This is a genomic window from Chelativorans sp. Marseille-P2723, assembly GCF_902809845.1.
In the GTDB taxonomy this organism is placed as follows: domain Bacteria; phylum Pseudomonadota; class Alphaproteobacteria; order Rhizobiales; family Rhizobiaceae; genus Chelativorans.
In genome coordinates this window covers 944,526-970,816 of sequence record NZ_CADDWI010000013.1, presented here as the reverse complement: position 1 = coordinate 970,816, position 26,291 = coordinate 944,526, and the positions used below count along the sequence as shown (strand labels likewise).

At 59.8% G+C, this 26,291-nt stretch carries 25 protein-coding genes and 1 pseudogene; 9 read left to right on the top strand and 17 right to left on the bottom strand.

What is annotated here, in order from left to right; translation table 11 throughout:
• Nucleotides 1-199: 199 nt before the first annotated feature.
• The 3 genes from HUS57_RS15910 to HUS57_RS15900 all read right to left on the bottom strand — a co-directional run bounded on the left by HUS57_RS15910 (nucleotide 200) and on the right by HUS57_RS15900 (nucleotide 2,509).
• Nucleotides 200-1,150: an acetyl-CoA carboxylase carboxyltransferase subunit alpha gene (locus tag HUS57_RS15910; RefSeq protein WP_173934862.1), complete on the bottom strand. Its 951-nt coding sequence runs from the start codon at nucleotides 1,148-1,150 to the stop codon at nucleotides 200-202.
• A gap of 107 nt (nucleotides 1,151-1,257) precedes the next feature.
• Nucleotides 1,258-2,184, bottom strand: a complete 927-nt coding sequence (locus tag HUS57_RS15905; RefSeq protein WP_173934861.1) for a site-specific tyrosine recombinase XerD — start codon at nucleotides 2,182-2,184, stop codon at nucleotides 1,258-1,260.
• A 181-nt stretch (nucleotides 2,185-2,365) separates the two neighbouring features.
• The gene (locus tag HUS57_RS15900) at nucleotides 2,366-2,509 is read right to left on the bottom strand and encodes a histidine kinase (protein WP_173934860.1); all 144 of its coding nucleotides are present in this window, start codon (nucleotides 2,507-2,509) and stop codon (nucleotides 2,366-2,368) included.
• A 130-nt stretch (nucleotides 2,510-2,639) separates the two neighbouring features.
• Here HUS57_RS15900 and HUS57_RS15895 point away from each other — a divergent pair, with 130 nt between their 5' ends.
• The 3 genes from HUS57_RS15895 to HUS57_RS15885 are packed head-to-tail and all read left to right on the top strand — an operon-like array spanning nucleotide 2,640 to nucleotide 5,688.
• On the top strand, nucleotides 2,640-3,248 hold the full coding sequence (locus HUS57_RS15895) for a shikimate kinase (protein ID WP_173935229.1): 609 nt from the start codon (nucleotides 2,640-2,642) through the stop codon (nucleotides 3,246-3,248).
• Entirely contained in the window at nucleotides 3,245-4,375 is a 1,131-nt protein-coding gene (aroB, locus tag HUS57_RS15890) for a 3-dehydroquinate synthase (RefSeq protein ID WP_173934859.1), read from the top strand. The genes HUS57_RS15895 and aroB overlap by 4 nt, the downstream gene beginning before the upstream one ends.
• Nucleotides 4,372-5,688, top strand: coding sequence for an HlyC/CorC family transporter (locus tag HUS57_RS15885; protein WP_173934858.1), 1,317 nt, complete (start codon nucleotides 4,372-4,374; stop codon nucleotides 5,686-5,688). The genes aroB and HUS57_RS15885 overlap by 4 nt, the downstream gene beginning before the upstream one ends.
• A 122-nt stretch (nucleotides 5,689-5,810) precedes the next feature.
• On the opposite strand, the gene HUS57_RS15880 is transcribed toward HUS57_RS15885, so the two are convergent.
• The 5 genes from HUS57_RS15880 to HUS57_RS15860 all read right to left on the bottom strand — a co-directional run bounded on the left by HUS57_RS15880 (nucleotide 5,811) and on the right by HUS57_RS15860 (nucleotide 10,785).
• A complete protein-coding gene (locus HUS57_RS15880; RefSeq protein WP_173934857.1) occupies nucleotides 5,811-6,650 on the bottom strand; it encodes a universal stress protein in 840 nt (279 codons plus the stop codon).
• A 90-nt stretch (nucleotides 6,651-6,740) separates the two neighbouring features.
• Nucleotides 6,741-7,538, bottom strand: coding sequence for an ABC transporter ATP-binding protein (locus HUS57_RS15875; protein ID WP_173934856.1), 798 nt, complete (start codon nucleotides 7,536-7,538; stop codon nucleotides 6,741-6,743).
• On the bottom strand, nucleotides 7,535-8,419 hold the full coding sequence (locus HUS57_RS15870; RefSeq protein ID WP_173934855.1) for an ABC transporter permease: 885 nt from the start codon (nucleotides 8,417-8,419) through the stop codon (nucleotides 7,535-7,537). The genes HUS57_RS15875 and HUS57_RS15870 overlap by 4 nt, the downstream gene beginning before the upstream one ends.
• A 133-nt stretch (nucleotides 8,420-8,552) precedes the next feature.
• Nucleotides 8,553-9,506 (bottom strand): ABC transporter substrate-binding protein, encoded by a 954-nt coding sequence (locus HUS57_RS15865; RefSeq protein WP_173934854.1) that lies wholly within the window; start codon nucleotides 9,504-9,506, stop codon nucleotides 8,553-8,555.
• Between the two features lie 139 nt (nucleotides 9,507-9,645).
• Nucleotides 9,646-10,785, bottom strand: coding sequence for an anhydro-N-acetylmuramic acid kinase (locus HUS57_RS15860; protein ID WP_173934853.1), 1,140 nt, complete (start codon nucleotides 10,783-10,785; stop codon nucleotides 9,646-9,648).
• Between the two features lie 204 nt (nucleotides 10,786-10,989).
• Here HUS57_RS15860 and HUS57_RS15855 point away from each other — a divergent pair, with 204 nt between their 5' ends.
• Together HUS57_RS15855 and nagA are read left to right on the top strand one after the other, a co-directional pair.
• Complete coding sequence (locus HUS57_RS15855) at nucleotides 10,990-12,027, top strand: SIS domain-containing protein (RefSeq protein WP_173934852.1); 1,038 nt, start codon at nucleotides 10,990-10,992, stop codon at nucleotides 12,025-12,027.
• On the top strand, nucleotides 12,028-13,203 hold the full coding sequence (gene nagA, locus HUS57_RS15850; protein WP_173934851.1) for an N-acetylglucosamine-6-phosphate deacetylase: 1,176 nt from the start codon (nucleotides 12,028-12,030) through the stop codon (nucleotides 13,201-13,203). It begins immediately after the preceding gene.
• Between the two features lies 1 nt (nucleotide 13,204).
• Here the strand turns inward: nagA and HUS57_RS15845 are convergent, their stop codons facing one another.
• Nucleotides 13,205-13,810 carry a CDP-alcohol phosphatidyltransferase family protein gene (locus HUS57_RS15845; RefSeq protein ID WP_173934850.1) on the bottom strand — a complete coding sequence of 202 codons (606 nt, stop codon included), beginning with the start codon at nucleotides 13,808-13,810 and terminating at the stop codon, nucleotides 13,205-13,207.
• Nucleotides 13,811-13,912: 102 nt separating this feature from the next.
• Here HUS57_RS15845 and apaG point away from each other — a divergent pair, with 102 nt between their 5' ends.
• Nucleotides 13,913-14,305 carry a Co2+/Mg2+ efflux protein ApaG gene (gene apaG / locus HUS57_RS15840; protein ID WP_173934849.1) on the top strand — a complete coding sequence of 131 codons (393 nt, stop codon included), beginning with the start codon at nucleotides 13,913-13,915 and terminating at the stop codon, nucleotides 14,303-14,305.
• Between the two features lie 146 nt (nucleotides 14,306-14,451).
• A pseudogene (locus tag HUS57_RS15835) lies at nucleotides 14,452-15,050 on the top strand (IS5/IS1182 family transposase).
• An 18-nt stretch (nucleotides 15,051-15,068) separates the two neighbouring features.
• On the opposite strand, the gene HUS57_RS15830 reads toward HUS57_RS15835, so the two are convergent.
• The 3 genes from HUS57_RS15830 to HUS57_RS15820 are packed head-to-tail and all read right to left on the bottom strand — an operon-like array spanning nucleotide 15,069 to nucleotide 18,177.
• Nucleotides 15,069-16,064: an Hsp33 family molecular chaperone gene (locus tag HUS57_RS15830; RefSeq protein ID WP_246727899.1), complete on the bottom strand. Its 996-nt coding sequence runs from the start codon at nucleotides 16,062-16,064 to the stop codon at nucleotides 15,069-15,071.
• Nucleotides 16,061-16,975 carry an ornithine carbamoyltransferase gene (gene argF, locus HUS57_RS15825; RefSeq protein ID WP_173934848.1) on the bottom strand — a complete coding sequence of 305 codons (915 nt, stop codon included), beginning with the start codon at nucleotides 16,973-16,975 and terminating at the stop codon, nucleotides 16,061-16,063. The genes HUS57_RS15830 and argF overlap by 4 nt, the downstream gene beginning before the upstream one ends.
• Nucleotides 16,972-18,177, bottom strand: coding sequence for an aspartate aminotransferase family protein (locus HUS57_RS15820; RefSeq protein WP_173934847.1), 1,206 nt, complete (start codon nucleotides 18,175-18,177; stop codon nucleotides 16,972-16,974). The genes argF and HUS57_RS15820 overlap by 4 nt, the downstream gene beginning before the upstream one ends.
• Nucleotides 18,178-18,553: 376 nt before the next feature.
• Between HUS57_RS15820 and HUS57_RS15815 the strand changes: the two genes are divergently transcribed.
• A complete protein-coding gene (locus tag HUS57_RS15815) occupies nucleotides 18,554-19,063 on the top strand; it encodes a GcrA family cell cycle regulator (RefSeq protein WP_173934846.1) in 510 nt (169 codons plus the stop codon).
• 193 nt (nucleotides 19,064-19,256) lie between these two features.
• Here the strand turns inward: HUS57_RS15815 and phoU are convergent, their stop codons facing one another.
• The 3 genes from phoU to HUS57_RS15800 all read right to left on the bottom strand — a co-directional run bounded on the left by phoU (nucleotide 19,257) and on the right by HUS57_RS15800 (nucleotide 23,700).
• A complete protein-coding gene (phoU, locus tag HUS57_RS15810; protein WP_173934845.1) occupies nucleotides 19,257-19,982 on the bottom strand; it encodes a phosphate signaling complex protein PhoU in 726 nt (241 codons plus the stop codon).
• A gap of 98 nt (nucleotides 19,983-20,080) precedes the next feature.
• The gene (locus tag HUS57_RS15805) at nucleotides 20,081-21,340 is read right to left on the bottom strand and encodes an ATP-binding protein (RefSeq protein WP_173934844.1); all 1,260 of its coding nucleotides are present in this window, start codon (nucleotides 21,338-21,340) and stop codon (nucleotides 20,081-20,083) included.
• A 353-nt stretch (nucleotides 21,341-21,693) separates the two neighbouring features.
• Complete coding sequence (locus HUS57_RS15800) at nucleotides 21,694-23,700, bottom strand: glycosyltransferase (RefSeq protein ID WP_173934843.1); 2,007 nt, start codon at nucleotides 23,698-23,700, stop codon at nucleotides 21,694-21,696.
• A gap of 303 nt (nucleotides 23,701-24,003) precedes the next feature.
• On the opposite strand from HUS57_RS15800, the gene HUS57_RS15795 reads away from it, so the two are divergent.
• The gene (locus tag HUS57_RS15795; protein ID WP_246727898.1) at nucleotides 24,004-24,927 is read left to right on the top strand and encodes a transporter substrate-binding domain-containing protein; all 924 of its coding nucleotides are present in this window, start codon (nucleotides 24,004-24,006) and stop codon (nucleotides 24,925-24,927) included.
• Here the strand turns inward: HUS57_RS15795 and HUS57_RS15790 are convergent.
• The gene (locus HUS57_RS15790) at nucleotides 24,921-25,742 is read right to left on the bottom strand and encodes a sterol desaturase family protein (protein ID WP_173934841.1); all 822 of its coding nucleotides are present in this window, start codon (nucleotides 25,740-25,742) and stop codon (nucleotides 24,921-24,923) included. The two genes, HUS57_RS15795 and HUS57_RS15790, sit on opposite strands and share 7 nt — an antisense overlap.
• A gap of 56 nt (nucleotides 25,743-25,798) precedes the next feature.
• Nucleotides 25,799-26,215, bottom strand: coding sequence for a tellurite resistance TerB family protein (locus tag HUS57_RS15785; protein WP_173934840.1), 417 nt, complete (start codon nucleotides 26,213-26,215; stop codon nucleotides 25,799-25,801).
• Between the last annotated feature and the right edge of the window lie 76 nt (nucleotides 26,216-26,291).

The window sequence follows — 26,291 nt, the reverse complement described above, 5'->3', positions numbered from 1 at the left end:
GCGGACAAACGTCCGGGCAGATAAACCCCCACAGGCTTTAGAAAGAGTTACCGACAACCACCCAATTCGCAAGGACTATCATCGAACAACGCAGAAACGCAAGGATGGGCAGCATCATCCACACACACGGACGAATTTGCCGTAGACCTGCGCATCGCTTGTCCACCTTGATCTTTCACGACGAGGCAGCAGCGAAACATCACAGATTGCGGCCGATGGCGAGAAATTTCTCCCTTCTGTGCGTGCGATAATCCGACACGTTAGCAGCAAGGTCGGCAAAGCCTTTCTCGATGGTTTCCCCCGCTGCGCGGATCACCGCTTCCGGGGCACGGTGAGCGCCGCCGATCGGCTCAGCAATGATGCCGTCAATGATTTTCAATAGGAGCAGGTCCTGCGCGGTGATCTTCATGTTGGTAGCAGCATCCTTTGCGCGCGTTGCATCGCGCCACAGGATGGAGGCCGCCCCTTCTGGAGAGATCACGGAGTATATTGCATGTTCGAGCATATAGACGAGATTCGCCGTGGCGATGGCAATCGCCCCTCCGGAACCGCCTTCGCCTATGACGACTGCGATGTTAGGCACTTTGAGGCTGAGACATTTCGAGGTGGACCGAGCAATTGCCTCGGCCTGACCCCGCTCCTCCGCTCCGATGCCAGGGTAAGCACCGGCCGTGTCGATGAGGCTCACGACGGGAATGTTGAAGCGGTCCGCCAGGTCCATCACGCGAACGGCCTTACGGTAGCCCTCCGGCCGAGCCATCCCGAAATTATGCTTAAGGCGAGACTGGGTATCGTTCCCCTTTTCCTGCCCGATGATTGCTATCGGCTCGCCCTTGAAGCGGCCGAAACCGGCGACGACCGCTTCATCCTCGCCAAAGGAACGGTCGCCGGCCAGCGGCGCGAAGTCGGTGAAGAGCGCCCGTACATAGTCCAGGCAATGGGGACGGTCGGGATGACGGGCAACCTGCGCCTTCTGCCACGGCGTTAGAGCCTTATAGAGTTCGCGCAGTGCATCCCTGGAGCGTTTCTCCAGGCGGGCGATCTCCTCGGCGACATCCACGGCTTCGCCGCTTTCCGACAGCTTCTTCAGTTCGAGAATCTGGCCTTCAAGGTCGGCAACCGGCTTTTCAAAATCGAGATAGTTGTACATCAACTCGCCAAATCGGAACACATGACTCTTGCAGGTTCAGCACAGAGGGGCCTGCTGTGCGGTGTATCGCTGCCGTGGACGGGTTGCCTCACATAACGATGATATGCCTAGTCGGCAAGCGGGTGGTGATTGTGCACGAGGTCCCGCAGCCGTTTCTCCATGACATGGGTGTAGATCTGCGTGGTAGAGATATCGGAATGGCCGAGAAGCTGCTGAACCGCCCGCAGATCTGCACCGTTCTCAAGAAGATGGCTGGCGAAGGCGTGGCGGAGCACATGGGGCGAGACCTTAGCCGCAGCGATGCCGGCCCGGGCGGCCAGCCCCTTCAGATCGCGTGCGAAAACCTGGCGCGACAGATGACCGCTCCTTGAAGCGGCAGGAAAAAGCCATGGACTTTCGGAAAGCTCAGCATGGCGCGCCAGCTCGGCAAGCCACAGCGCAAGTGCCTCGCGGGCCTTCGCCGATAGAGGAACGATGCGCTCCTTCGCGCCCTTTCCGCGCACCGTGAAAAATGCTTCGTCGCGCAGCGCAACGGTGACAGGCAGGCTCACAAGCTCGGAGACCCGCATTCCCGAGGCATAGAGCATTTCAAGCAGCGTCGAAAGACGCTGTGCGGCAAGGCGTTCAGGCGTTCCCTGCGGAGCTTCCGCCGCTTCCTCGGCGGCACGCTCCAGAAGCAGTTCCATCTCAGTCTCGCTCAGCACTTTCGGCAGCGTACGCCCCTTCTTTGGACTGTCGAGAATGCCGGTAGGATCATCCTGGCGCAGTCCTTCCGCATAGAGAAACTTGAAGAACTGGCGTAGCGACGAGAGCCGCCGGGCCTGCGTGCTCGGCGCGAAGCAGCGTTTCGCCAAATCTTCGAGATAGAGGCGGATGGACGCAGTGTCGGCTGCATGGAGGCTGAGGCCCCTGGAAGCCAGGAAGGCGGCGGCATCCTCAAGGTCGAGTCTGTAGGAGGCCAGCGTGTTATCGCTGGCGCCTCGTTCCGCAGCCATCATTTCCAGAAAGGCTTCGATTCTGATACCGCTTGCCATGGCACTGCACCGGTTTTGCTTCTCTGCCCCCGGGCGATCGTAGAGGGCAATGCCTAACCCGAGGTGAAGGAGATTGGAAAATTCCCGGAACATCTCGGCATTTCAGGAAAACGCAGAATGATCCAACCTCTTGTTTTTTGCGATTGCGGGCGGAACCGCTACCCGCATCCTTAAAGGCGCCTTAACGCGCCAGCCGTTCAGCAGGAATTTCGACTGTCATCTCCACCCTGTTCGGCTCGACCAAAGTGGCGAGCGCAAACATGACGCTCCAGACCAGTACCGCCAGAAGGGCGACCGCCATCAAAAGCCGGAAAAGTGTCGGCATATTTTATGAACGATCCCTGCACAAGAGCACCCCCGCGCACTTATGGAGGACGAGGCCACGCAAGGCAAGCATGGCAGATCGTCCGATGCGCTTGACGTGGCGTCTTTTTCGTGTCGAAACCTCGCAAATGATGACAGCCGAGAAACCGGACAAGATAGGCGCACCAGTCGAGGCGTCAGCCATCGTACGAGAGCTCCGCCGGCGCTCCATCGTCTTTGTTGGCCTGATGGGGGCAGGCAAGACGGTTATTGGGCGCAGGGTGGCCGCTGCCCTCGATCTTCCTTTCATTGATAGCGATCACGAAATCGAACGCGTCTCGCGCATGACGATACCGGAACTGTTCGCGACCTACGGCGAAGAGGAGTTTCGGGCTCTAGAGCGCCGCGTTATCGCCCGCCTTCTAAGGGCCGGTCCACAGGTGCTTTCGACGGGCGGCGGCGCATTCATGAACGAGGCAACGCGCCGCGCAGTGGCGCGCCACGGCATTTCGGTATGGCTCAGCGCGGACCTAGACACGCTGATGGCGCGTGTCGCCAAGCGTCAGGACAGGCCGCTTCTCAACACGGACAACCCACGTGCGGTAATGCAACAGCTCATGGACACCCGCTATCCCATATACATGCAGGCCGACATCGAGGTTCGCACCTGGGACGAGTCGAAGGAAGTGATCGCCGGGGCAGTGCTCGAAAGCCTGGAAAAATTCCTCAGGAAGGAAGAGGGAAGGAGGAAGTCCATATGACCGAACCTCTTTCACGGGTGCCTGTGACCGTGCAGGTGGGCCTGGGAGAGCGCTCCTACGACATCCTGATCGGCGAGGGTGTCTTAGCCAGCGCAGGCGCGGAGATCGCCAGACGCCTGCCAGGCACGCGCGTGGCGGTCATTACCGATACGAATGTTGCCGCCGCTCACCTGCCGGTCTTGGAAACGTCCTTGCGTGAGGCCGGCATCGATAGTGTTGCGGTCCGACTTGCACCAGGCGAGCGCAGCAAGAGTTTTGAGGCCCTGCAGGAGACGGTCGACGCTGTCCTGGGCGCGCGGCTGGAGCGGCGCGACACTATCGTCGCGCTTGGAGGGGGCGTGGTGGGAGACCTAGCGGGTTTCGCAGCGGGCATCGTACGGCGCGGGATGAACTTCGTGCAGATTCCCACATCCCTGCTTGCCCAGGTCGATTCTTCCGTTGGCGGGAAGACGGGCATCAATACGGCGCACGGCAAGAACCTTGCCGGCATTTTCAACCAGCCAAAACTGGTGCTGGCAGATACCGGCGTGCTCGACACGCTGCCGGAGCGCGAGTTCCGCGCCGGATATGCAGAGGTGGCCAAATACGGGCTCATCAACGATGCAGGGTTTTTCCACTGGCTGGAGAAGAACTGGGGCGAGGTTTTTTCTGGCGGACCAGCCCGTGCCGAAGCTATTGCGCGGTCGTGCCGTGCGAAGGCGGCTATTGTTGAGCGCGACGAGCGGGAGACGGGCGAACGCGCCCTGCTCAATCTCGGCCACACATTCGGCCATGCCCTTGAGGCGGCCACCGGCTATGACAGCGCGCGCCTCGTCCATGGCGAAGGAGTCGCTATCGGAATGGCCCTTGCCCATCGTTTTTCAGCACGGCTCAATCTTGCAAGCGTCGATGATGCCGCGCGGGTGGAAGCGCACCTGACCGAGATTGGCCTGCCTGTTCGCATAGCGCAAATTCCGGGTGAGCTTCCCGGAGCGGAAGCGCTCCTTTCCTTTATTGCCCAGGACAAGAAGGTTTTGCGCGGGGCGCTCACCTTCATCCTGACCCGCGGCATCGGGCAGGCGTTCGTTGCGAAGGATGTACCCGCCTCACAGGTGCTAGCATTCCTTAAGGAGTGCCTGGCACAATGACGGCGGGAATTCTGGTCACGGCGGGGGTCATTCTATGCCTGATCGTGCTGTCCTTCCTCTTTTCGGGCACCGAGACCAGCATGACCGCGGTGTCGCGCGCAAGGCTGCACACACTCGAACGCAACGGAGATGCACGCGCGGCGATGGTCTCTCAACTCATCAAGCGGCGCGACCGGCTGGTGGGGACGCTGCTCATCGGCAACAATCTGGTCAACATCCTTGCCTCCGCAATCGCGACCAGCCTTTTCCTTACACTTTTCGGGGAAGCCGGCGTCATCTACGCAACGATCGTCATGACGGCATTGCTGGTCATCTTCTCAGAGATTCTGCCTAAATCCTGGGCCCTTGCGCGGCCTGAACAGTTCGCGCTCTTCGTTGCCCCATTTGCGCGGGTCGCGGTGTTTGTGTTCGGGTGGCTGTCATCAGGCGCAAATGGCATTGTGCGTCTTCTGCTTGCCTGTTTTGGCGTAAGTCTTTCCGGCAATGCGCCACTGCTTTCCGCCCACGAGGAATTACGCGGCACGGTCGAGGTGCTGCATCGAGAAGGCGCGGTGGTGAAGCAGGACCGCGACCGTGTTGGAGGGGTGCTGGATCTTCACGAACTGGAGGTGTCGGACGTGATGATCCACCGCACCAATATGCGCTCCATCAATGCAGACGACCCACCGGAGACGGTCGTTCGGGAGATCCTGAAAAGTCCCTACACGCGTATCCCGCTCTGGCGCGGCACGATAGAGAACATTGTAGGAGTTGTGCACGTACGCGACCTGTTGCGCGCGCTTTATGAAGCGGACAACGAAGCGAACCGCATTGACATCATGAAGATCGCATCACGCCCATGGTTCGTGCCGGACACCACCAGCCTCCAGGATCAACTCAATGCCTTTCTGCGGCGCAAGGCTCATTTCGCCATCGTCGTCGACGAGTATGGCGAGGTGGAGGGGCTGGTCACCCTGGAGGACATCATAGAGGAGATCGTGGGCGACATTTCCGACGAGCACGACGTAGAGATGCAGGGCGTCAAGCAGGAGGCGGACGGCTCCGTCGTGGTGGATGGTTCCGTCCCTATCCGCGATCTCAACCGGGCGCTAGACTGGAACCTGCCCGACGAGAACGTGACGACGATTGCCGGCCTTGTCATCCATGAGTCGCAGATGATCCCCGAGGAGAAGCAGGCGTTTACCTTCTTTGGAAAACGCTTCATCGTTATGAGGCGGGAGAAGAACCGGATCACCCGGTTGCGCATCAAACCCGCGGTCGAGGAATCGCCGGCTGGCGGCAAGCGCGGTGAAGGACCGCGAAAGGATGGCTGAAAACGACGTTTCGCTTTGGCAATGTGTGCGCCGCGGTTAGAAGAAATACCATGAAAAGCGGAAACGATCTAACCGCGTAGACGATCCAGACGTCTTATGGCGCCCGCATTCCTGAAGCTGTTTTAATGAGCCATGAAGACCGGCAATCTCGTCTCGGCGATGATGTGCCGCGTGGCGCCGCCAAAGATCATCTGCCGCAGCCGGCTTTGGGTGAACGCGCCCTTGATCACCATGTCGCAGCCAAGCGCTTCCGCCTCAAACAGGATGTTAGCACCGGCCGATGCCGTACCCCGGGCCACGGAACGCGCCTCGCAATCGATGCCGTGCAATTCCAGATAGCCAACCACCTGGTCCAACGATGGGCCCGGGACGCTGCTTCCCTCCACGGAGAGTACGACCGTGCGTTTCGCACTCTTCAGAAACGGCAAGGCCAGACCGATCGTCCGGGCTGTTTCCGTGCTGCCGTTCCAGGCGATCAGAATATCCCTGCCGATATGCTTCGGGGCTTCCGGCGGTGCGATGAGGATGGGCCTGCCGCTTTCGAACAGCGCTGCTTCCAGCGTACCCATGCGCGGTTGGCCGGCCCTGGCCCCCGGACGACCCACAACCGTGAGGTCGAATATACGCGCGTAGCTGCCGGTGAACAGCTCGCCGCGCGTTTTTTCTTCGCGCCATCCGAAGCTTGGCCCGCCGTCGATGAGCGGGCCTGCATTCAGACCGTGGGCAAGCATGGAGCGCCGGAACTGCTGCCGAGCCTCCTGCACAATTTGCCGATCCTGCTCGATATCCACGTCGTAGATAACCGTCGCGCCCATAGCATCTGCGGCAAGAAACGGGCTTAGGTCCGGACTTGAAGCAAAGCCCTCCACATAGCTGGAGAATTTGCGCGCCACGAGCACCGCCGTTTCAAGGGTGGACTCGATGAGTTGGTGCAGTTCAACGGGAACGAGAATCGCTTTCATCTGCCTCCACCAGCAAGGAGAAATGGATTTCGATCCTAGGTCGTTTCATTGCAGATCGCCATCCCTTTGCGCTGCTCTGGCGAAGCTCAATCAGCCGATGCGAAGCTCATCGTCATCCAGTTCGGCGCCGCCTCGCACTCGGCGGAACATCTCCACCAGATCGTCCACTTTCATGTCCTTGCGCTTGTCGCCGGCGATATCGAGCACGATGCGGCCCTCATGCAACATGATAGTGCGCGTCCCCAGATCAAGCGCCTGCCGCATAGAATGGGTAACCATCAGCGTGGTGAGCTGGTGGGACATGACCAGCTTCTGTGTCAGCTCTGCCACGAACTCCGCCATGCCGGGGTCGAGCGCCGCCGTGTGCTCGTCAAGCAACAAAACCTGCGCTTTGGCAAGCGTGGCCATGACAAGGGCGAGCGCCTGGCGCTGCCCGCCGGATAGGAGCCCCATGCGGTCGCCCATCCGGTTTTCCAAATTTAGGCCGAGTTCCGCCACCCTCTGGCGCAGCACAGCCCTGCGATCTGGCCGAAGAGCGGTCCTCAATCCGCGCCTCTGGCCTCGCATAGCGGCCAGGGCAAGGTTTTCCTCGATCGACAGATTGGCGCAGGAGCCTGCAAGCGGATCCTGAAAGACACGTGCCACCCCCGCCGCACGTTTGGCGGGCTGCTCGCGCGTGACGTCGCGGCCGCCAATCCTTATACTTCCGTCTTGGGGAACCACATCGCCCGCGATTGATGCAAGCAGCGTCGATTTTCCGGCACCGTTGGAGCCGATCACCGTCACGAACTCACCCTCTTTCAAGGTAAGATCAATGCCAATGATCGCCCGCCGTTCCAGCGGGGTTCCAGGATTGAAGGTGACCCGCAGATTTTGGACGACAATCATCGTGCAACCTCCCCGCGCGAGCGCAGCTTCGGAAGGATGAGCGCCAGTGCCACAAGCACGGCGGTGACCAAATTCAGATCCGATGCCCGCAGGAAGAGAAGATCGGCCGAAAGTGCAAGCTGCACGGCGACGCGATAAATGACCGAGCCTATGACGCAGGCAAGCAAGGCCACCAGAAGCATGCGACTGCGGAACAGCGTTTCGCCGACTATGACCGCCGCAAGGCCCACGACGATGGTGCCAACGCCCGAAGTGACGTCGGCAAATCCGGCGATCTGAGCAAAAAGGGCGCCGCCAATGCCTGTCAGTGCGTTCGAGAGAGCCATTCCGACATAGATCTGACGGCCCACATCGACGCCGTTCGCGCGTGCCATGCGGGCGTTCGCCCCAGCTGCACGCATGGCAAGCCCAAAATCGCTGGCAAGAAAGCGCGCAAGCAAAAGAACCGCGACAAGGACAAGCACAGCAAGAACCAGCGGCCGCACGATATGATCGGGCAGACCCAGATCGTAGAAGGGAGTGACCACGGTCTCCCGGTTGAGCACCGCCATGTTGGGCCGGCCCATAATGCGCAGATTGATGGAGAAAAGCGCTATCATGGTCAGGATCGAGGCGAGAAGGTTCAGAATGCCGAAGCGCACATTAAGAAAGGCGGTGACGAGCCCGCAAATGGCGCCGCCCATTGCCGCAAGCAGGCAAGCAAGCCACGGGTCCCATCCGCTGGTGATCGCAACGGCGGCGACCGCAGCTCCCAGCGGAAAAGAGCCGTCAACTGTCAGATCCGGGAAATCGAGGACACGGAAGGCAAGAAACACCCCCACTGCCACGAAACCGTAAAGCAGGCCCAGTTCGACAGCGCCCCAGAATGCGATCGCAGACAAAGATCAACCCCGCAACGTAGCGTTTTTTATAAACCCCGGTGGCGTGAAGCCGGCGCCGGTGCAAGCGGAAAATGGACTATCTGGAAAATTTCCGAGTAAAAAGCCCCACACCAGGGGTGCGGGGCCGTCTTGGCTATTCAACCACCTTGGTAGCGCGGTCGAGAATGTCCTGCGGAAGGCTCACCCCCATAGCTTCGGCAGCCTTGGGATTGACGACAAGATCCGTGCCGGTAGCGAAGGTGACCGGAATCATACCGGGATCCTCGCCATTGAGCACACGAATGACCACCTCCGCAGTCTGCCTGCCAACCTCATAATAGTTGAAGCCGACTGAGGCGAGCGCGCCACGCTCCACGGAGTCAGTGTCAGCCGAAATCAAGGGAAGATCGTTCTCCTCGCATACCGCAACGAGCGATTCCAGCGCGGAGACGATGGTGTTGTCCGTCGGGACATAGATGGCATCGGCTTTGCCAACTGCACTGCGAGCGGCGGCCTGCACATCGGCTGATCTGTTGGCCGGCGCCTCCACTACAGAAAGACCCTGCTCCTCGGCGGTCTCGCGGAACAGGTTGAGCAAGGCCACCGAGTTGGCTTCACCGGGATTGTAGATGAATGCGATGGTTTCTGCTTCGGGTAGGATTTCTTTCACGAGCGCGATATGCTCAGCGATGGGCGAAAGATCGGAAACCCCGGTGACATTGCCGCCTGGCTCCTCGACGGACGCAGCAAGCCCGGCCGCAATGGGGTCCGTCACAGCAGTGAACACAATCGGGATGCTGCGCGTGGCGGCGGCCACGGCCTGAGCGGACGGTGTGGAGATCGGCACGATCACGTCGGGCGAACTGCCCACGAAGTCGCGCGCGATTTGCGCTGCGGTGGCAGGATTGCCCTGCGCGGACTCGTAGGTAAACTCAAGGTTCTCTCCCGCACTGTACCCCGCCTCTTTAAGGCCGTCGCGCACGCCATCCCTGACAGCGTCGAGTGCCGGGTGCTCGACAATCGCCGTGACCGCCACTTTGACCGTCTCGGCCGAGGCGGCTGTCGCCAGCGCAAGGCTTGCAGCGGCCATCAGAAGAATTTTACGCATAATCTACTCCCTGATAATGTTGCCCTTGGGGATTTCGCCACGCCGCCCCACTTCGGCGTCGCTGTGATCCGGTTTGCCGGATTCCACCGCAATGACATGTCCTTAAGGGAAACAGCAAGCTTTCTCCAGACGGATTCATTCAGGCGCTTGCCGCCTCCACATGGCCGGCAAGTGCCTGCCGTCCCCCGGCCATGGGGTAAGGCACGCCCGTCGTTTCGGGAAAGCTGATCGGCAGGCCGCGCATTGAACGCATCGCGAGGAAAGCGAAACACTCCGCCTCTATGGCGTCGCCGCGAAGCCCGAGTCGGTCCGCGGGAACAGGCTCAACGCGCGCGCGGCGGCGAATTTCGTCCATCATCGCCGGGTTCTTCCGCCCGCCTCCGCAGACGACCAGCCGCGAGGGGCGCTGGGGCAGAAGATCAAGCGCCTTGCCCACAGCACCGGCCGTAAAAGCAGTTAGCAGCGCTGCACCGTCTGCCAGATCGAGACCTTCCGCCATAACGGCGGCAAAGGAATGCCGGTCGAGCGATTTGGGGAAGGGTGCTCTCAAATAGGGATGTTCCAGAAGCAGGGCCAGCCTTTCCTCATCGACCCTGCCAGAACGGGCAAGCCCGCCATCGATGTCCATGTTGCCTGCCCCGTGGCGGCTGATCCAGTCGTTGATCGGGGCATTGGCAGGCCCTGTGTCAAAGGCCGCGATCCGGTCGCCGTCCCGCCAGGTGATGTTGGCGACGCCGCCGAGATTGAGGATTGCCGTTTCCGGTCCGGCGCCGATCTTATCCAGCAGCGCGCAGTGATAGATCGGGGCGAGCGGCGCACCCTGGCCTCCGGCCTCCACGTCGGCGCTGCGAAAGTCATAAATGACCTTGGTGCCGATTATCCGGGCCATACGCTCTCCGTCACCGAGCTGACGGGTCTGGCCTTGCATCCCCGCTGCTGGCGGCCGGTGCAGGACGGTTTGGCCGTGGAAGCCGATGGCTGCGATCTCCGCAGCATTCAGACCATGCTCCTTCAGGAAACCATCGACAGCCATGGCTTGTGCCTGGGTCAATGCCCGTTCGGCTTCAGCGAATATCGCTGGTTCGGCACCGTTGAAATCCCACCGTACTGCCTCCTCCACAGTGCGCGAAAGAAGATCACGAACTTCGTCCGGATAAGGTGCCAGACTCCAAGGGCCGAATTCCGCGATCTGCTCCCCGTCGGTGCGCAGCATCGCGATATCGACCATCCCGTCGAGCACAGTTCCGGTCATCAGCCCGATCGCCCAGACGGGTTCCATTTGCCAACCTCCCATTTCCGCATGCGTCTTTATCGAAGCCTTTATCAAGACCTGGGGCAAGCGCCAATGTGGTTGACGTTGCGAAGCTGACAATGTTTGCATATCGGCCGGTTGGTCTTGCAACGGCGTTCCGGCCTGATACAGCGATCATGGCATTGATTTGCGCAGGTCTTCGCCCGCCGCAGACTTAACAGAAGCATGCAGATGAGCAACCATCCTTCCCTGATGTTCAGCGAGACCGGCGAAGCAGCCGCCGCGGTGGCACGTCTGTTTTCCCGCGAGAAGCAAACCTTGGAGGAAGTCGGGCGCTTGATCGCCAAAGGGCGGCCGCCTTTTGTCACCGTTTCGGCACGCGGCTCCTCAGGCCACGCCGCAAGCTATTTCAAGTATCTGCTGGAGATCGAGGCTGGCATTCCGGTTGCCGCCATCGGCCCCTCGGTGGCCTCCGTCTACCGCGCCCGCATCAACCTTCCCGGCGCGTTGCACATCACCATTTCACAATCCGGCGCAAGCCCTGACATCGTCGCCATGCAGGAGGCTGCAAAACGCGGCGGAGCCGTCACGGTCGCGGTGGTAAATGTTACCGACAGTCCCGTTGCGCGAGGAGCCGATATCGTTCTTCCCATCCATGCCGGCGAAGAAAGGAGTGTGGCAGCAACCAAGAGCTTCATCGCCTCTGCCGCAGCCCTGGCCGCTTTCGCCCAGGCGGCGACGGGCAGCACCTCCTTGGCCAAGGGGCTCAAATGTCTGCCGGAGGTGCTCCAGGAAGCCTGCAAAGCCGATTTTGAAGCGGTTTTGCCAACATTAAGGAAAAGCGGCTCGCTCTACATGGCTGGACGCGGACCTGGTTTTGCCATTGCAGCCGAAGCCGCGCTCAAGGCAAAAGAGACCGCCAGGCTGCATGCGGAAGCATTTTCACTTGCCGAACTGATGCATGGCCCAATGCAGCTCGTAAGCGAGGGTTTTTCCGTTCTCGCCTTCCTGCCAGACGATGAGGCGCTTTCATCCAACCGCGCTGCACTCGACCTTCTCGAAAAGACGGGCGCACAGCTTGCCATTTTCTCCTCCACAGGCCCAGCCGAACGAAAAGCAACGGTGATGGTTCCTTCCACTGGCTATGGCAAACTGGACCCGCTGCCCGCACTCGCCGCCTATTATCGGATGATCGAGCGGCTGGCGCGTGAAGGCGGGCTTGATCCCGATCGGCCGGACAAGCTGAAGAAAGTGACGGAGACCGTCTGAATGGGAAAGACGCTCATCGCTGGAGCACGCCTGTTCGATGGCGAGCGCTTTCAGGATGGAAAGGCGCTGGTGATCGCGGAAGGGAAAGTCGAAGCGCTGGTGCCGGAAGCGGAAATTGCTGTCCGTTCCGACGTGAGGTGGCTGGAGGGTGGCATTCTTGCTCCCGGATTCATCGATGTTCAGGTCAACGGCGGGGGCGGTCGCTTGCTGAACAACGATCCATCCATCGGGACCTTCGCAACGATCGCAGAGGCACACCGCCAGTACGGCACTACTGCGCTTATGCCTACGCTAATCACGGCTTCGCGCGAGGTTACGCATGCTGCGCTTGCAGAAGCCGCAAGGGCGTGCCGGACTCTTGACGGCATTTTGGGGCTGCATCTGGAGGGGCCGCATCTTGCTCCGGCAAAGCGCGGCGCGCATCTGGCCGAACTTATGCGGCCTATGGAAGACAGCGATGTGGACGCGCTCTGTCGGGCAGCCCAATCTGTTCCGGTACTGCATGTCACCGTTGCCGCCGAGCAGGTGACAGCCGATCAGGTTGAGCGCCTGGCAAAGGCGGGCATCATCGTAAGCCTGGGGCACACCAACGCTACCTGCGAGGCGGCACAGGCACTGTTTGCCGCCGGGGCGCGAGGTGTCACGCATCTCTTCAATGCAATGAGCGGCCTCTCCCACCGTGCTCCCGGGCTGGTTGGAGCGGCGCTCGAAAACGGGGATGTCTGGTGCGGCATCATTGCCGACGGACATCATGCCGATCCGGTAGCGCTTCGCGTTGCTCTGCGAGCAAAGCGGGGGCCTGGCCGGATGTTCTACGTCACCGACGCCATGGCGCTGGTAGGTAGCGAGGCGGACAGTTTCACGCTCAACGAGCGCACAGTGCAGCGCGAAACCGGAATGGTATGCTCACGGCTTGTCCTGGAGGACGGCACGCTTGCAGGATCAGATCTAGACATGGCCACCGCGATACGCTTTGGGGTCGAGGCGCTAGACCTTCCGGTGGAGGAATCGCTGAAGATGGCGAGCGCCTATCCGGCCCTCTATCTCGGGATCGCTGGGGAGCGCGGTTTCCTGAAACCCGGCCTGTGCGCCGATTTCGTTCATCTGGGCGACGATCTTTCGGTGCAGGAAGTGTTCGTTGCCGGTCGCCCGCTCACACCGAGACCAGCGGTCTAAACTAACGGAAGACCCGCGAGGCCAACACCACGCGCGAGCCGGTCGTGTAAAGCGTAACGACAGCAAAAACATAGGCTGCCAGCGGGAACCATTGCGGCCAGAGGCAGGCAAGCGCGAACACGACCAGCGTCTCGCCGGCCTCGGCAAGCCCGGTCGTGAAGAAGAAGGATTTTCTGCCGCGCGCATTCGTGCTCATGCCGCGTTTTTCTGCGATCACCGCATAGGCGAGAAAGCTTGCGCCGTTTACATAGAAGGAGAAGAGCAGGACCGCACCCGCAATGCCGTTGGTGGCAGGATCATAGAAGATGAACCCCAACGGGATAGCGCCGTAATAGACGAAATCGAAAACAATATCCATGTAGCCGCCAAGATCCGTGCCGCCACGGATGCGCGCCACCGCGCCATCGAGCCCGTCACCAAGACGGCTGAGAAGTATGAGCAGCAGGGCCAGCCAGAAACGTCCGAGTGCGATGGCCAGGCCCGCCGCCAGACCCGTAGCCAGGCTGGCAGCCGTTATCGCATTGGCCGACACGCCCGCGGCCGAAAGTGGGCGCGCGAGCGCCGATAAAAGTGGCTCCATCTTCTTGTGCGCCCAACCGTCGATCACACGGCCACTCCTGAAGTTACGTCATTGATCTATAGCCTTGCAGGCCACATATGACGTTCACATTGTTGTCAGCCTTAGCGACACCGCTCCAATGGAATAATTATGTACCGAGCGATAACCCAGGACATAGAAGTTTGCGTTGAGCCCTTCTTCCTGCCCGAACATTCAGATCCGGCAGAGAGCCACTATGTCTGGGCTTATCGGGTGACAATCGCCAACCATTCGGTGCAGACCGTCAAGCTCATGTTCCGCTATTGGCATATAACGGACGCGCTCGGACGCGTTCAGGAGGTCGAGGGCGAAGGAGTTGTCGGCGAGCAGCCGGAACTCGAACCCGGCGACAGCTTCCAGTACACCTCTGGCTGCTCGCTGTCGACATCCTCCGGGATTATGGTCGGGCGTTACACGATGCGCACCGAGCAAGGTGATTTGTTCGAAGTGGACATTCCGGCCTTCTCGCTCGACCTGCCTGGAGAACGCGTCGCGCTCAACTGAGCCTTGATCATCGTTTCGCAGTTCAGGACGGGAAAACCGGTAGCCGCTCTTCCTGAAACTGCGCTCGGCTGTAGTGACGATTTAAGGTTTGGGGATTCCTCTCTGGGAGCAAATCAGATTCAAAGCTGAGTTTTGAAGGTTTAGCTTTGGAAGACAAAACTCTTCGCGACGATCAGTGGAAAAGGTCAAGCTGCTCGCTCCGCGCGGGAAGGGCAAGCGAGGCGCGGTTATGGACGGCGCTTTTTCAACGCGCTGTTGTGGATCGGACGTTCGGGCCGTGCTGACGCGATCTACCAGAAGGTTCGTGCCTATCAGACGGCCCAAGCGACGCTACTACCGGTGGATGGAGATGGTGTGTTCGACCGCCTGTTCGAGGCGGTGTGCGACCACACAGCCTGGAATGGGTTCACGCGACCGTCATCCGAACGTAGCGCAAGCCCCGGCGCGCAGCGCAAAAGACGCCTGCTTGCCGCCCCATCGCCGGGCTTGCCTGCGGCAAGGTCATCGCCAACCGCCCCTATGACTTGGACAGCCTCCTTGATGCGATCCTGGAGGAAGGCGGCGAGCCTGCCTGGCGCAAATACCAGACCGCTTGGATAAGCTTGCCTGCCGGCAACGATCGATATCGAGGGTTTCTTCGTCAGACGCAGGCAGTGGCGGCGCATCGCCCCACACGCTACGACAAGCTCGCCGCCAACTTCCCGGCTTCGACAAACTCGCCAGCATCATGCTTTGGCTCAAATGATTAAATCGTCACCATAGCCTAGTGCCCGCCTTTGAAATCGGCGGGATCGAAAAAATACTCTGTCGAGCAGAACTCGCAATTGACGCGGATAACACCATCCTCGGTGCTTTCCTTGATCTCCTCCGCCGTAAAACTGCCCAGAATGTTCCTGACCTTCTCCCGAGAGCAGGAGCATTGGTCAACCACGTCGGTTCCGTCGTAAACGCGTACACCCTGCTCGTGGAAGAGCCTGTAAAGCAGACGCTCCGCCCCCACGGAAGGATCCAGAAGCTCGTCCGTTTCCACCGTGGCAAGCAGCGCCAGCGCCTCCTGCCAGGCGTTATCCGTGGGATGGCCGCCGTTGGTGTCCTCCTCATCGCCATCACCGCCCGGAAGATCTGCCATACGGGCACGCGCCGGAGACGCCGGTAGGAACTGCAGAAGCAAGCCGCCCGCGCGCCAGCTTTCGGCCCGCTCCCCCTTTCCAGGCAAGACGATGCGGGCGACGCCGAGCTTTACCTCGGTCGGGATCTGCTCCGACTGGCGGAAATAGGTCCGCGCGACCTCCTCAAGTGTCGAGCCATCGAGCTGTACGATGCCTTGATAGCGCTGCATGTAGGCGCCCTGATCGATGGTGAGCGCCAGGACACCTTTGCCCAGCAGAGCCTCGGGGGAATCTTCGCCTTTCTCCACCGCTTCTACAAGGCGCGCCTCGTCAAAGCGGGCATAGGCGCGTACCGATCCGGGCGTCGTGAAATCTGCCACGAGCATGTCAACCGGTCCATCGGAGCGGGTCTGGAGGATGAACTTGCCATCAAACTTCAGTGAGCTGCCGAGTAGTACGGTAAGAACGATCATCTCGGCCAGCAGCCGCGCCACTGGCTCTGGATAGTTGTGGCGGCCGAGGATTTGGTCGAGCATCGCCCCGACCTGCACCGCACGGCCGCGTACGTCCAGCGCATCCACGTCGAAAGGAACGACATGGTCGTCGCCGGCAAACCCAAAGTCGCCGAGTTTCAATGCTTGGTCATTCACGATGCGAGACACCAGGCCAGTACGGCCTTCTGCGCGTGGAGCCTGTTTTCGGCCTCGTCAAACACCACCGAGTGCGGCCCGTCGATCACGGCATCCGTCACTTCCTCGCCGCGATGAGCGGGCAGGCAGTGCATGAAAAGGGCATCCTTCTTTGCGAAGCTCATTAGCCTCTCATTCACCTGATAGGGTTGGAAGACATTATGGCCGCGGGCGCGATGCTCCTGCCCCATGGAGACCCACGTGTCAGTGATGACGCAATCGGCATCACGCACTGCTTCCGTAGGGTCGGACATCAGGGCAACGCGGCCGCCATTGGCCTGTGCCCAGTTTACATAGTGAGCCTGAGGCTCGCTGCCAACCGGCGTCGCCACATTCAGACGGAAGCCGAAGCAGGCAGATGCCTCCAGCAGTGAGTGCAACACATTGTTGCCGTCGCCAGACCAGGCAAAGAGGCGGTCCCTCACGCTTCCACGATGCTCTTCATAGGTCATCACATCGGCCATTATCTGGCATGGATGCGTATCGTCCGTAAGGCCGTTGATGACGGGCACTGTCGCATTCTCCGCCATTTCAAGCAGACGGTCATGGCTGGTCGTGCGGATCATGATGATATCGACATAGCGAGACAGCACCTTGGCCGTGTCCGCGATGGTTTCGCTGCGGCCGAGCTGCATTTCCGCGCCCGTCAGCATGATGGCCTCTCCGCCAAGCTGGCGCATCGCCACGTCGAAGGAAACGCGCGTGCGGGTCGACGGCTTGTCAAAGATCATCGCCAGCACCTTGCCTTCGAAAGGCTTCTCCCTGTTGCCGGCCTTGAGGCGCTCCTTACGCAACCTTGCATCCTGCAGGATTGCGCGCAGTTCCGTTGGGGGGACGCCTGAAAGATCAAGAAAATGACGCGGCATGCTCATCCTTCTCCGCCAGCGGCCGCTTCCGTGGAAGGCGCCAGTGCCTCCATCGCTCTGCGCATACGCTCAAGCGCGTCTTTGATTTCCTCATCCGAAACGGTAAGCGGCGGCAGCAGCCGCACGACATTATCACCCGCCGGGACCGCCAGGAGCTTTTCCTCTCGCATGGCAGCCATCACCGCGGAATTGGGCGCCTTGCAACGGATGCCAAGCATCAGGCCGCTGCCGCGGATTTCCTCCACCAGGTCCGGAAAATCGTCGGCGATCCCCGCAAGCCCTTGCTTGAGCAAAAGCCCCTTGCGGGCGACATCTTCCAGGAAGCCGTCCTCAAGAACAATGTCCAGAACCGCGTTCCCGACGGCCATTGCCAGCGGATTGCCGCCGAAGGTCGTGCCGTGCACGCCGGGCGTCATGGCCTTGGCCGCTTCCTCGGTGGCAAGGCACGCGCCCACAGGAAAGCCCCCGCCGATACCCTTTGCAATCGTCGCAATATCCGGTGATGCTCCTGCCCATTCATGGGCGAAGAACTTGCCTGTACGACCGATACCGCTTTGCACCTCGTCAAAGATGAGAAGCAGGCCGTGCCTGTCGCAAAGCTCGCGCAGCTTGCGCAGAAATTCGCTTGAGACGACCCTGATGCCTGCCTCACCCTGGATCGGCTCAATCAAAATGGCTGCAGTGTCAGGCGTAATCGCCTTCTCGGTCGCCGCAAGGTCGCCAAAGGGAACCTGGTCGAACCCTTCCACTGCAGGGCCAAAACCTTCTAGATATTTCTTTTGGCCGCCGGCTGCGATGGTCGCCAGCGTGCGCCCGTGAAAGGCTCCTTCAAACGTGATGATGCGGAAGCGGTTCTCCTGCCCTTTCACATAATGATAACGCCGCGCGGTCTTGATGGCGCATTCGAGCGCTTCGGCGCCCGAATTGGTGAAGAACACCCTGTCGGCAAAACTCCCCTCTGCCAGACGTTCGCCGAGGCGCTGCTGGCCCGGTATGTCGTAAAGATTGGAGACGTGCCACAACCGGCCGGCCTGACCGACAAGCGCCGCCACCAGATGCGGATGGCCGTGACCAAGCGAGTTCACAGCGATACCCGCAGCAAAATCGAGATATCGGGTACCATCGGCAGTGATCAGCCAGGATCCCTCACCTCTTTCGAATGAAACGGGTAGCCTGGCAAAGGTCTGGTAAAGCGCCGAACCGCCCATGCACGCATTCTCCGGATTGGCCGGCCGCATTTCAGCGTCGCCGCAAGCCTATTGAAACTAAAAAGCCGCCCCAAGGGCGGCGTTTGGCTTTTATCAGGTTTTTCCTTCTCGAAGTCAACGCAGAGAAAGCGTTTCTGCCCGTCGCGCAACCCCAAAATCAGCAGTGGATGCCCCAAGTTGGGGAAAACGGCGAAAAGCGATTCGTCAGAGGGGCCGGACTCTTGTCACCGAGTCAGCCAATAAGGTAGTTTGGTTAGTGTAACAACTAGATTTCGTGCGGCGGACCAATTTACCCGAGTAGATGTGGTGCCCTGCCGGATCTTCCGGCAGTGGGCAATTGGGATTCCGCGCGCCTGCACACAGGAGCGTGCTCCGAATGACTTGGACAGACGAACGCGTCGAGCTGTTAAAAAAGCTTTGGGCGGAGGGCTTGAGCGCGAGCCAGATCGCAGCTCAATTAGGTGGCGTAAGCCGCAATGCCGTCATCGGCAAGGTACACAGGATGAAGTTATCGAGCCGGGGCCGTGCGTCTCCGAATACGCCGCGGCAAACGAAGGCTCCGAGCACAAGCAATACCGTTACGCGTAAGCAACGGACCGTACGGCCGCTTGCAACGTCGGTTGGCGCCACGGCGCTGAAAGTGCAGGTAGAGGAAGAAGCGGTTCCCTTCCAGCATATCCGGCCAGTTGAGAACGTCGTTGTTCCGATCTCGCGCGATCTCAAGCTGGTGCAGCTTACCGAACGGACCTGCAAGTGGCCGAACGGGGACCCTCTTGCCGAGGATTTCAGTTTTTGCGGAAACAATGTAGGGGAGAACGGCCCTTACTGCGCATATCACTCGCGGCTCGCTTATCAGCCGGCGTCTGAGCGCCGGCGCAACCGCTAGGGACGGGGCAACGACAAGCGGACCGATTATCTAGGGCGGCGAAAGCCGCCCACTTTTTTTGCCTTAACGAAGCCATCTACTCATCGTGTTTTTCCAGAAACAGGCTTCGGACGCCGGCAAACACGATCGACAAAGCTACTATACGCGAAGCACTTCCATCCACTCAACGGGAGGTAGCTGTCCAGGCGCCTGATTATCCGCCCGCACCCGGCACCGGCGCGACGATCCGGTGGCTCTTGTCCTCCTTGGGACGCTCGGGCGGCATCGTGTTTCCAGTAATGATGTGATAAACGGTTTCTGCGATATTGGTGGCGTGATCGCCGATGCGCTCGATGTTCTTTGCGCAGAAGATCAGATGAGTGCAAGCGGTGATATTGCGGGGGTCTTCCATCATATAAGTGAGAAGCTCGCGGAAGAGCGACGTGTACATGGCGTCGATCTCCTCGTCGCGATCACGGACGAATCCAAGCTTTTCAGCCGAGCGAGAGGCATAAGCGTCAAGCACTTCCTTAAGCTGGGCTAGCGCTAGATCCGACAAGGCTGTAATGCCACGGAAGAGGCGCACCGGCTGACGCGCCTCGCTGATCGCCGTTACGCGCTTTGCGATATTCTTTCCCAGATCCCCCACGCGCTCCAGATCACCCGAAATGCGTATCGCCCCGAGGATCTCACGCAGATCGCTCGCCATCGGCTGGCGCTTAGCGATAATGAAGACCGCATCCTCGCCGATCTCCCGCTCCTTTTGGTCAAGAAGCGCGTCGTCCTCGATCACCTTCTTTGCCAATTCTGTATCGGCGCTCACCAGAGCGGATACGGCCTGCTCCACCATGCGCTCGGCATATCCTCCCATGCCACCGATGTGGTTGGTCAGGTTCCGCAGTTCCTCGTCGAAGGAGTGGATCGTGTGCTGGCCCTCCATGAAACTTGCTGTCCTTCCTCACAAGAAAAATGCCCGGAGGCTCAATGTAGGCGAACTAGATGTCCGGAAAAAGAAACGCGATGCGCATCGCAGGCCATTCAGCCTGGTGGAAAATGAACGGTGAATGACGACCCCTCCCCCAGTTTGGAGCGGATCGACAGATGGGCACCATGGCGCGTCAGGATATGCTTGACAATGGCAAGGCCAAGGCCGGTGCCTTTCTGAACGTTGTTGGGTTCAACCTCTACTCGGTAGAACCGCTCCGTCACGCGGGGAATATGCTCCTCGGCGATGCCGGGCCCGAAATCGGTGACAGTGATCGTCTTTCCGGAAGATGGATCGACTGTTGAGGCCGAGACGACCACGCGGCCGCCGGAACTGCCGTATTTACAGGCATTTTCTAGCAGGTTCTCGAAAACCTGCATGAGTTCGTCGCGGTTTCCGGCGACCTCCAGAGATCCATTTGGCAAGTCGAGATCAATCTTCACGCCTGCTTCCGCGGCGACATGGGATAAGGAATCTGTGGTTCCCTGCAGGAGAGAGCGAAGATCCACACGCTCGCTCGGCTTGAAATAGGGCTTTGCCTCCAGCCGTGAAAGCGACAGCAGATCGTCGATGAGACGCGCCATGCGGGACGTCTGGCTCTGCATGATCTGAAGGAAGTTCTCGCGCGCCTTTGCATCGTTGCGTGCCGGGCCGCGCAGGGTCTCGATGAAGCCTGCGATGGAAGCAAGCGGGGTACGTAATTCGTGGCTGGCGTTAGCAATGAAGTCCGCTCGCATCCGGTCTATGCGCCGCGCCTCGCTCTGGTCCTTGAAGAGTAGAACGAAAAGCCCGCTATTCTTGCCCATGGGCACCGCAGATACGCGGAAGGCGCGCTCGAAGGGCACGCGCTCGGCATAATCGGTGCTTTGATGCGTCTCTTCCTTAAGCACCCGGCCGATGAAATCATGCATTTCCGGCGCCCGAAACTTGAGCTGTAGCGATACGCCCGGCGCTATTGGGCCGAAAGCCCCAATCGCAGCTTCGTTGGCATAGATGACTGTTCCGCTAGAGTCGAAGATATAAAGTGGGTCCTGCACAGCCTTGGCCAGGTCCAGCGCCGACATGCTGTCGATGCTTGCCGCCCCCTTTGCAGACGGCTGTGCGGGCGACAATGCCTGGCCGTCCTCCGCCAAAACGATGGTGACAAGCGCCGTGCAGGCAAGAGCGATAACGGCGCCGAGGCCATTTCCGCCAAGAGAAAGGTCCAGCCCGAACAAGGCTATCGCAGCCGCGAGGAGAGGAACACGATACCTTAGCAGCCGCGCGCGCAGCGCCCTAAGCCATAATGTGGCTGTTTTTCCCCCTTCTTCCATTCGCTACTTTCCTCTGCGCTCAGGGATCATTTCAGCATCGTCTGGAAACGCAGGAATGATTTAAGTTCTTTCTGTACCGGACGGAGATCCGTATCCACCTTTCCTGGAATTCCTCCAGTGGATTCATTGCGGTGGACGAGTACCATGTACCCTCCCGATGAAACAGGTTCATGACGGAATTCCGAACGGCGTAAAGCTACATATAATGCATTTTTCGAGGCAGCGGATCCTGGTTGGCAATTCGCCCTACGGGATGTGCGACGCCCATATGCGTCTGATTATCACCAGAAAAGTCACGGCGCATGTACGCGGTGTTGCCGGACAGGGGCAATCTACCGCATCCGCTAACCCGCCTATCCGGCCCCCTCTCTCGAAACGGAGACCCGTGGAAGAATGAAAGGCGATCGCCGCAGCTCCTTCTTTCTCTGCCGGACTTGAGGGCTCACGGGCCGGCTCGGGCTATGTGGCGTCTTCTCCCAATGGTGCGGCTTTCGGTAAAGCATCCATAGCGCCCGCCAGGCAGCCGCGGACAAGAGCAGCCAGTAAATGGGGGTAAGCAGCACAAGCTTCCAAAGGCCGCGACGCTCCGTCCGCGGCAGGGATTGCCAGCCGACCGCCAGAAATGCTGCGTGGCCCAATATAATGTTGACCGTATCCAGCAGGAGGAGCATGGCACGCGTTTCCTGCAGGACACCGCCGGCCAGAAGATGGGCAGCAAGCGCCAGCGCCGTAACTGCGAAGACAGAATAGGCAAGTGCGGAAACGAGCATACCGGCAGTGAGAACCTGCGTTATTACAAAGGAGCCTGGTCCTAGATCGCGGAAGAGCTCGCCCACATCGCGCATGTGGACGAGCCAGGTCTGCGCCCATCCCTTGAACCAGCGCGTACGTTGCGGCAACCAGACACGAAACTTCGTTGGTGCATCTTCATAGGTGGGGTAGGTGATCGTTTGCACGTTGTAACCGTGGCGGCTAAGACGCAAGCCAAGATCGGCATCCTCAGTGACATTGCACGGGTCCCATCCCCCGATGCCTTCCAGAACACTTCGACGAAAATGGTTCGAGGTGCCCCCTAGCGGCAATACCAGGTTCCGGCGCGCAAGCCACGGCAGGATACCCTGGAACAGTGCCGAATATTCAAACGCAAACATGGTTGAAAGCCAGCTTTGCCTGCCATTCGTGATGACAAGAGGGGCTTGCACGCAGGCCAGATTATCACCGCATTCGCAGAAGCGTTGCCATGCTTCCACAAGCTGAAAGGGATGCGGTCGATCCTCCGCGTCGTACAAGACAACCAACTCGCCGGTAGTCATTGGTAACGCATAGGAGAGCGCCTTCGGCTTGGTTCTAGGCCCGCCCCGCGGGACCTCGATGACCTCGATATAGGAACGCAGCTCCTGCGCCCGTATTGCCTCCAGCGTCTCGTGATCGTCTTCCTCGCAGACAAGCTTGATCTCCAGCTTGCTGCGCGGCCAGACGATCCGGCTCAGCGCCATCAACAGATCCGGAACGATTTCCGCCTCCTGGTATAGCGCAACGAGAACGGTATAGACGGGCATTTCTTCCGTCCTGGTGGCCTTTAAAGAGACGGGCTCGGGCGCGCTGCGGACCTCCTGGCTGACCATGAACCGCAATACGACGCAGCCGAAGAAAAGGATCGAAAGTAGCAAATGCAGAATGAGCAGGGTTACGCCTGAAGCCAGAAGAAGGCCTGCGAGGAACGTCACGAGCAAAGCCCCGAGCGCGATACCCTGCCACGAGTTCAGCACAAACCGCGCGGAAAGGTGTGGCGCCGTGTCAAAAAGATGGCTGACTGCGAGGCGCAACAGGCTTTCCCTCGCTCGAAGCTGCACCGCCCTTCGCAACGCGAGCGGTGGAACGATGCGTATCTGCTCGGCAATGTCGGGGTAGCGCCGCATGAAGCGCCGCAAGGCGTTGATGTCGAGCCGGTCTGGGGCGATCAGCAGAACGGTCAGGGGACCTTCTGCGGCAGGAACGAGACGGATGCCGCCGGGCCGGCGGAGCGCCTGGCGACACTGCTCCTCACGCATAAGGAGACTTTCCGGCGGTATTTCCGCGCGAAACCCGAGCCTGAGATGATTAGCCAGAGCGCGATAGAAAACCCCCTCGCCTACGGCCCCCGAGGCCAGTAGTTCCACCTGGAACGGGACGCCCGCAACCTTTGCTCGAGCTTCTATCGCCTCTATCGTGCGATCGGAGACACCAAGGGCATCGAGGATTGGACGCCATTCGGCAGAACTTGAAGGAGTGATCCTTTGCACCTCCTTGTAGGAAGGACAAAACGGAACATCATTCTGCGCTGCCGGTGCGCAAGCACCCGCATGCCAGTTTCTCTTCATATGGAAAGCCCCACGGTGGCGGCAGGAAGCGCCACTCAGCCATTATCAGGAGATTAAATTGCCTTGGGTTCAGTCTTGGAAGAATAGGGACGGAGACAAACCGCGCCATGCGCAAAGCCTGTAGCATCCGCCAACAATCTCAAAGTATTGTCGCCGCTCCCCCACGGGTACAATTCGCATCAATATCCCCCCTTTTCTCATCCAGGCCCTTTCCCCCACCGGATGGAATTATATTGTGGAAAAAAATCGAGCCCGTCAATGCCGAGATACAATCAAACGGCGAGCCGGTATAAAGGAAGAGATTTGCAGAAGTTGCACCATTTCATCGCTCCGCTCGGCCTACTATCCGTCCGGCCCACTATAAGATCGGGCTCGGAGTACGGGATCACGACATTGCGCCTTTTGCCAATCATCCTTCTTTTTGCCGTACTTTCCTGCACTGGCCAGACGGCCGCTCAGCAGGCGATCCCGTATCAATGGGATGCAAGGGAGCGCATTGCAAAGCCGGACCTGTCAGCCCTCACGCGGTTGCGTTTTCTCACGACGACGGATTTCTTTCCGTTCAACTTCATCGACGAGGGCGGACACTTGGCCGGTTTCCATGTCGATCTTTCACGCGCCATATGCACCGCCCTCGATATTCTCGACCGGTGCCAGATCCAGGCTGTTCCTTTCGATGAGCTTGCCTCGGCACTTGAGAAAGGAGAGGGCGAGGCGATCGTTGCGGGGCTCGCGGTAACGAGGCAAAACCGCGAAAACTTCCTGTTTTCACGTTCCTATCTCCAGTTTCCCGCGCGTTTCGTCACACGAAAGGATGCTGACGTGAGGGAGCCCCTAACCGAATGGCTTGCAGGAAAGCGCGTGGGCGTTGTCGAAGCCACTGCCCATGAAGAAATGTTGCGCGACTTCTTTCCCGGCGTCGAGCCAGTCCTCCTTACGAACGAGGCTGAACTGATAAGAAGTTTGGCCGGCAGCAAGCTCGACGCCGTGTTCGCGGACGGAATGCGCCTCGGCTTCCACCTGGCGGATGGGGAGGGACATGCATGTTGCGCCTTTGCCGGTGGCCCCTATCTGGCTCCCGAATATCTCGGGCAGGGGCTCGCAATCGCCGTACGGCGCGACACTCCCGTTCTGGCTGCCGCCATCGACTATGCCCTTTGGTCGATCGAGACCAGCGGTGGTTTTGACGAGCTTTATCTGCGCTATTTCCCCGTCGGCTTCTACTGACCGCGCCCTGCGCGGAACGGGAGGGCGAGCACCCACAGAATACGCGCCACATGCGTTCCGCGGAACTGGCTGAGGCCGATCTGCATCTTCTCGTGGCCCTGACTTGGCTCGGCCACATAAGTGCGAAAGAGCCGGTCCCAGAAGGGAAAGTTGAAGCCATAATTGGAATCGGTCTCGCGCCGGATGCTGGAATGGTGCACACGGTGCATGTCTGGCGTAACGAGGAACAGGCGCAGCAACCGATCCACCGGCCGAGGGATGTCAATATTCGCGTGGTTGAACATGGACGTGCCATTGAGCACGATTTCGAAAACCAGCACTGAAATGATAGGTGCGCCCAAGCTCATCACCACAGCGACCTTCCACAGCATCGACACGAGTATTTCAAGCGGGTGGAACCGCAGCCCCGTGGTAACGTCGAAGCCTGTATCCGCATGATGCACCCTGTGGATGCGCCAGAGCAGCGGAATCTTATGGCTTGCGACATGCTCCAGCCACACGGCGAAATCGAGCACCACAAACGACAGCACGCCCGCCAGAAAAGGATTCACGTCAAGCTGATGGAAGAGCCCCCACCCACGAGCTTCCGCCCAGAACGCAGCGCCTACCGCCGCTGCTGGAAAAATCACGCGCAAGAGCGCGGAGGAGATGAGGAGCAGCGAAATGTTTGTGAACCAGCGCCGCGTGCGCAGCGCGCCGGTCATTTCCGCTCGCTCTAACCGAGGCGAGCAAAGCTCGTAAGCCGCCATTGCCGTAAAGATCGACGTAAAGGCGATGAGGCGAATACCTGCCTCAGATAGAACCAGTTCACCCATCGCACCAATCTAATGCCGCAGCCGCGTCTGCCTCCAGTCAAAAGTGCTTGAGGCGCTCAGGAAAAGTGCCGGTGGCGCGCACGAGCGGCTCGCCCGATGGCAGCCGCAACCAGCGGTTCAATCTGAAGCCTGCTGCGAAGGATCTGCAACATGCGCTCTTCCTCCGGCTCGACGTGAAGATCGGCCGCAGCCACCTCAACGGCAAGCGCATAGGCGGTATCGTGCATCCCCACAGGCACGGTGTCACGCACCAGGTCCAGAACACGCTCCGGTCCGTTCTCCTGTTGCAGCATCTGTTGGCATTGGCGTGCCACGTCGACGACATGGCTTTCATCGAAGCTGCGAAATACGGGAAGCGTGCGGATGATATCGCCAATACGCGCGAGTTCGGAATCGGTCATGTCGCGATCCACGGCGGAAATGACCACCATCAGATAGATCAGCGCTTCCTGTATCGAGGGTTGTCCACTCATAAGGCATCCTTTCCATTCCTATGGCCAAATTAGACAGCACCGGCAGCGGTCGCAACGAAAAAGCCCCCTCGCGATT

What these genes read in the sequence shown, in the direction of transcription:
- argF (WP_173934848.1), bottom strand. Translation starts at nt 16,975, where the DNA reads ATGAGCATGCCGCGTCATTTTCTTGATCTTTCAGGCGTCCCCCCAACG.
- HUS57_RS15905 (WP_173934861.1), bottom strand. Translation starts at nt 2,184, where the DNA reads ATGGCAAGCGGTATCAGAATCGAAGCCTTTCTGGAAATGATGGCTGCG.
- nagA (WP_173934851.1), top strand. Translation starts at nt 12,028, where the DNA reads ATGGGAAAGACGCTCATCGCTGGAGCACGCCTGTTCGATGGCGAGCGC.
- apaG (WP_173934849.1), top strand. Translation starts at nt 13,913, where the DNA reads ATGTACCGAGCGATAACCCAGGACATAGAAGTTTGCGTTGAGCCCTTC.
- HUS57_RS15790 (WP_173934841.1), bottom strand. Translation starts at nt 25,742, where the DNA reads ATGGGTGAACTGGTTCTATCTGAGGCAGGTATTCGCCTCATCGCCTTT.
- HUS57_RS15865 (WP_173934854.1), bottom strand. Translation starts at nt 9,506, where the DNA reads ATGCGTAAAATTCTTCTGATGGCCGCTGCAAGCCTTGCGCTGGCGACA.
- HUS57_RS15880 (WP_173934857.1), bottom strand. Translation starts at nt 6,650, where the DNA reads ATGAAAGCGATTCTCGTTCCCGTTGAACTGCACCAACTCATCGAGTCC.
- HUS57_RS15885 (WP_173934858.1), top strand. Translation starts at nt 4,372, where the DNA reads ATGACGGCGGGAATTCTGGTCACGGCGGGGGTCATTCTATGCCTGATC.
- aroB (WP_173934859.1), top strand. Translation starts at nt 3,245, where the DNA reads ATGACCGAACCTCTTTCACGGGTGCCTGTGACCGTGCAGGTGGGCCTG.
- HUS57_RS15785 (WP_173934840.1), bottom strand. Translation starts at nt 26,215, where the DNA reads ATGAGTGGACAACCCTCGATACAGGAAGCGCTGATCTATCTGATGGTG.
- HUS57_RS15855 (WP_173934852.1), top strand. Translation starts at nt 10,990, where the DNA reads ATGAGCAACCATCCTTCCCTGATGTTCAGCGAGACCGGCGAAGCAGCC.
- HUS57_RS15800 (WP_173934843.1), bottom strand. Translation starts at nt 23,700, where the DNA reads ATGAAGAGAAACTGGCATGCGGGTGCTTGCGCACCGGCAGCGCAGAAT.
- HUS57_RS15900 (WP_173934860.1), bottom strand. Translation starts at nt 2,509, where the DNA reads ATGCCGACACTTTTCCGGCTTTTGATGGCGGTCGCCCTTCTGGCGGTA.
- HUS57_RS15860 (WP_173934853.1), bottom strand. Translation starts at nt 10,785, where the DNA reads ATGGAACCCGTCTGGGCGATCGGGCTGATGACCGGAACTGTGCTCGAC.
- HUS57_RS15815 (WP_173934846.1), top strand. Translation starts at nt 18,554, where the DNA reads ATGACTTGGACAGACGAACGCGTCGAGCTGTTAAAAAAGCTTTGGGCG.
- HUS57_RS15895 (WP_173935229.1), top strand. Translation starts at nt 2,640, where the DNA reads ATGACAGCCGAGAAACCGGACAAGATAGGCGCACCAGTCGAGGCGTCA.
- HUS57_RS15805 (WP_173934844.1), bottom strand. Translation starts at nt 21,340, where the DNA reads ATGGAAGAAGGGGGAAAAACAGCCACATTATGGCTTAGGGCGCTGCGC.
- HUS57_RS15820 (WP_173934847.1), bottom strand. Translation starts at nt 18,177, where the DNA reads ATGGGCGGTTCGGCGCTTTACCAGACCTTTGCCAGGCTACCCGTTTCA.
- phoU (WP_173934845.1), bottom strand. Translation starts at nt 19,982, where the DNA reads ATGGAGGGCCAGCACACGATCCACTCCTTCGACGAGGAACTGCGGAAC.
- HUS57_RS15910 (WP_173934862.1), bottom strand. Translation starts at nt 1,150, where the DNA reads ATGTACAACTATCTCGATTTTGAAAAGCCGGTTGCCGACCTTGAAGGC.
- HUS57_RS15875 (WP_173934856.1), bottom strand. Translation starts at nt 7,538, where the DNA reads ATGATTGTCGTCCAAAATCTGCGGGTCACCTTCAATCCTGGAACCCCG.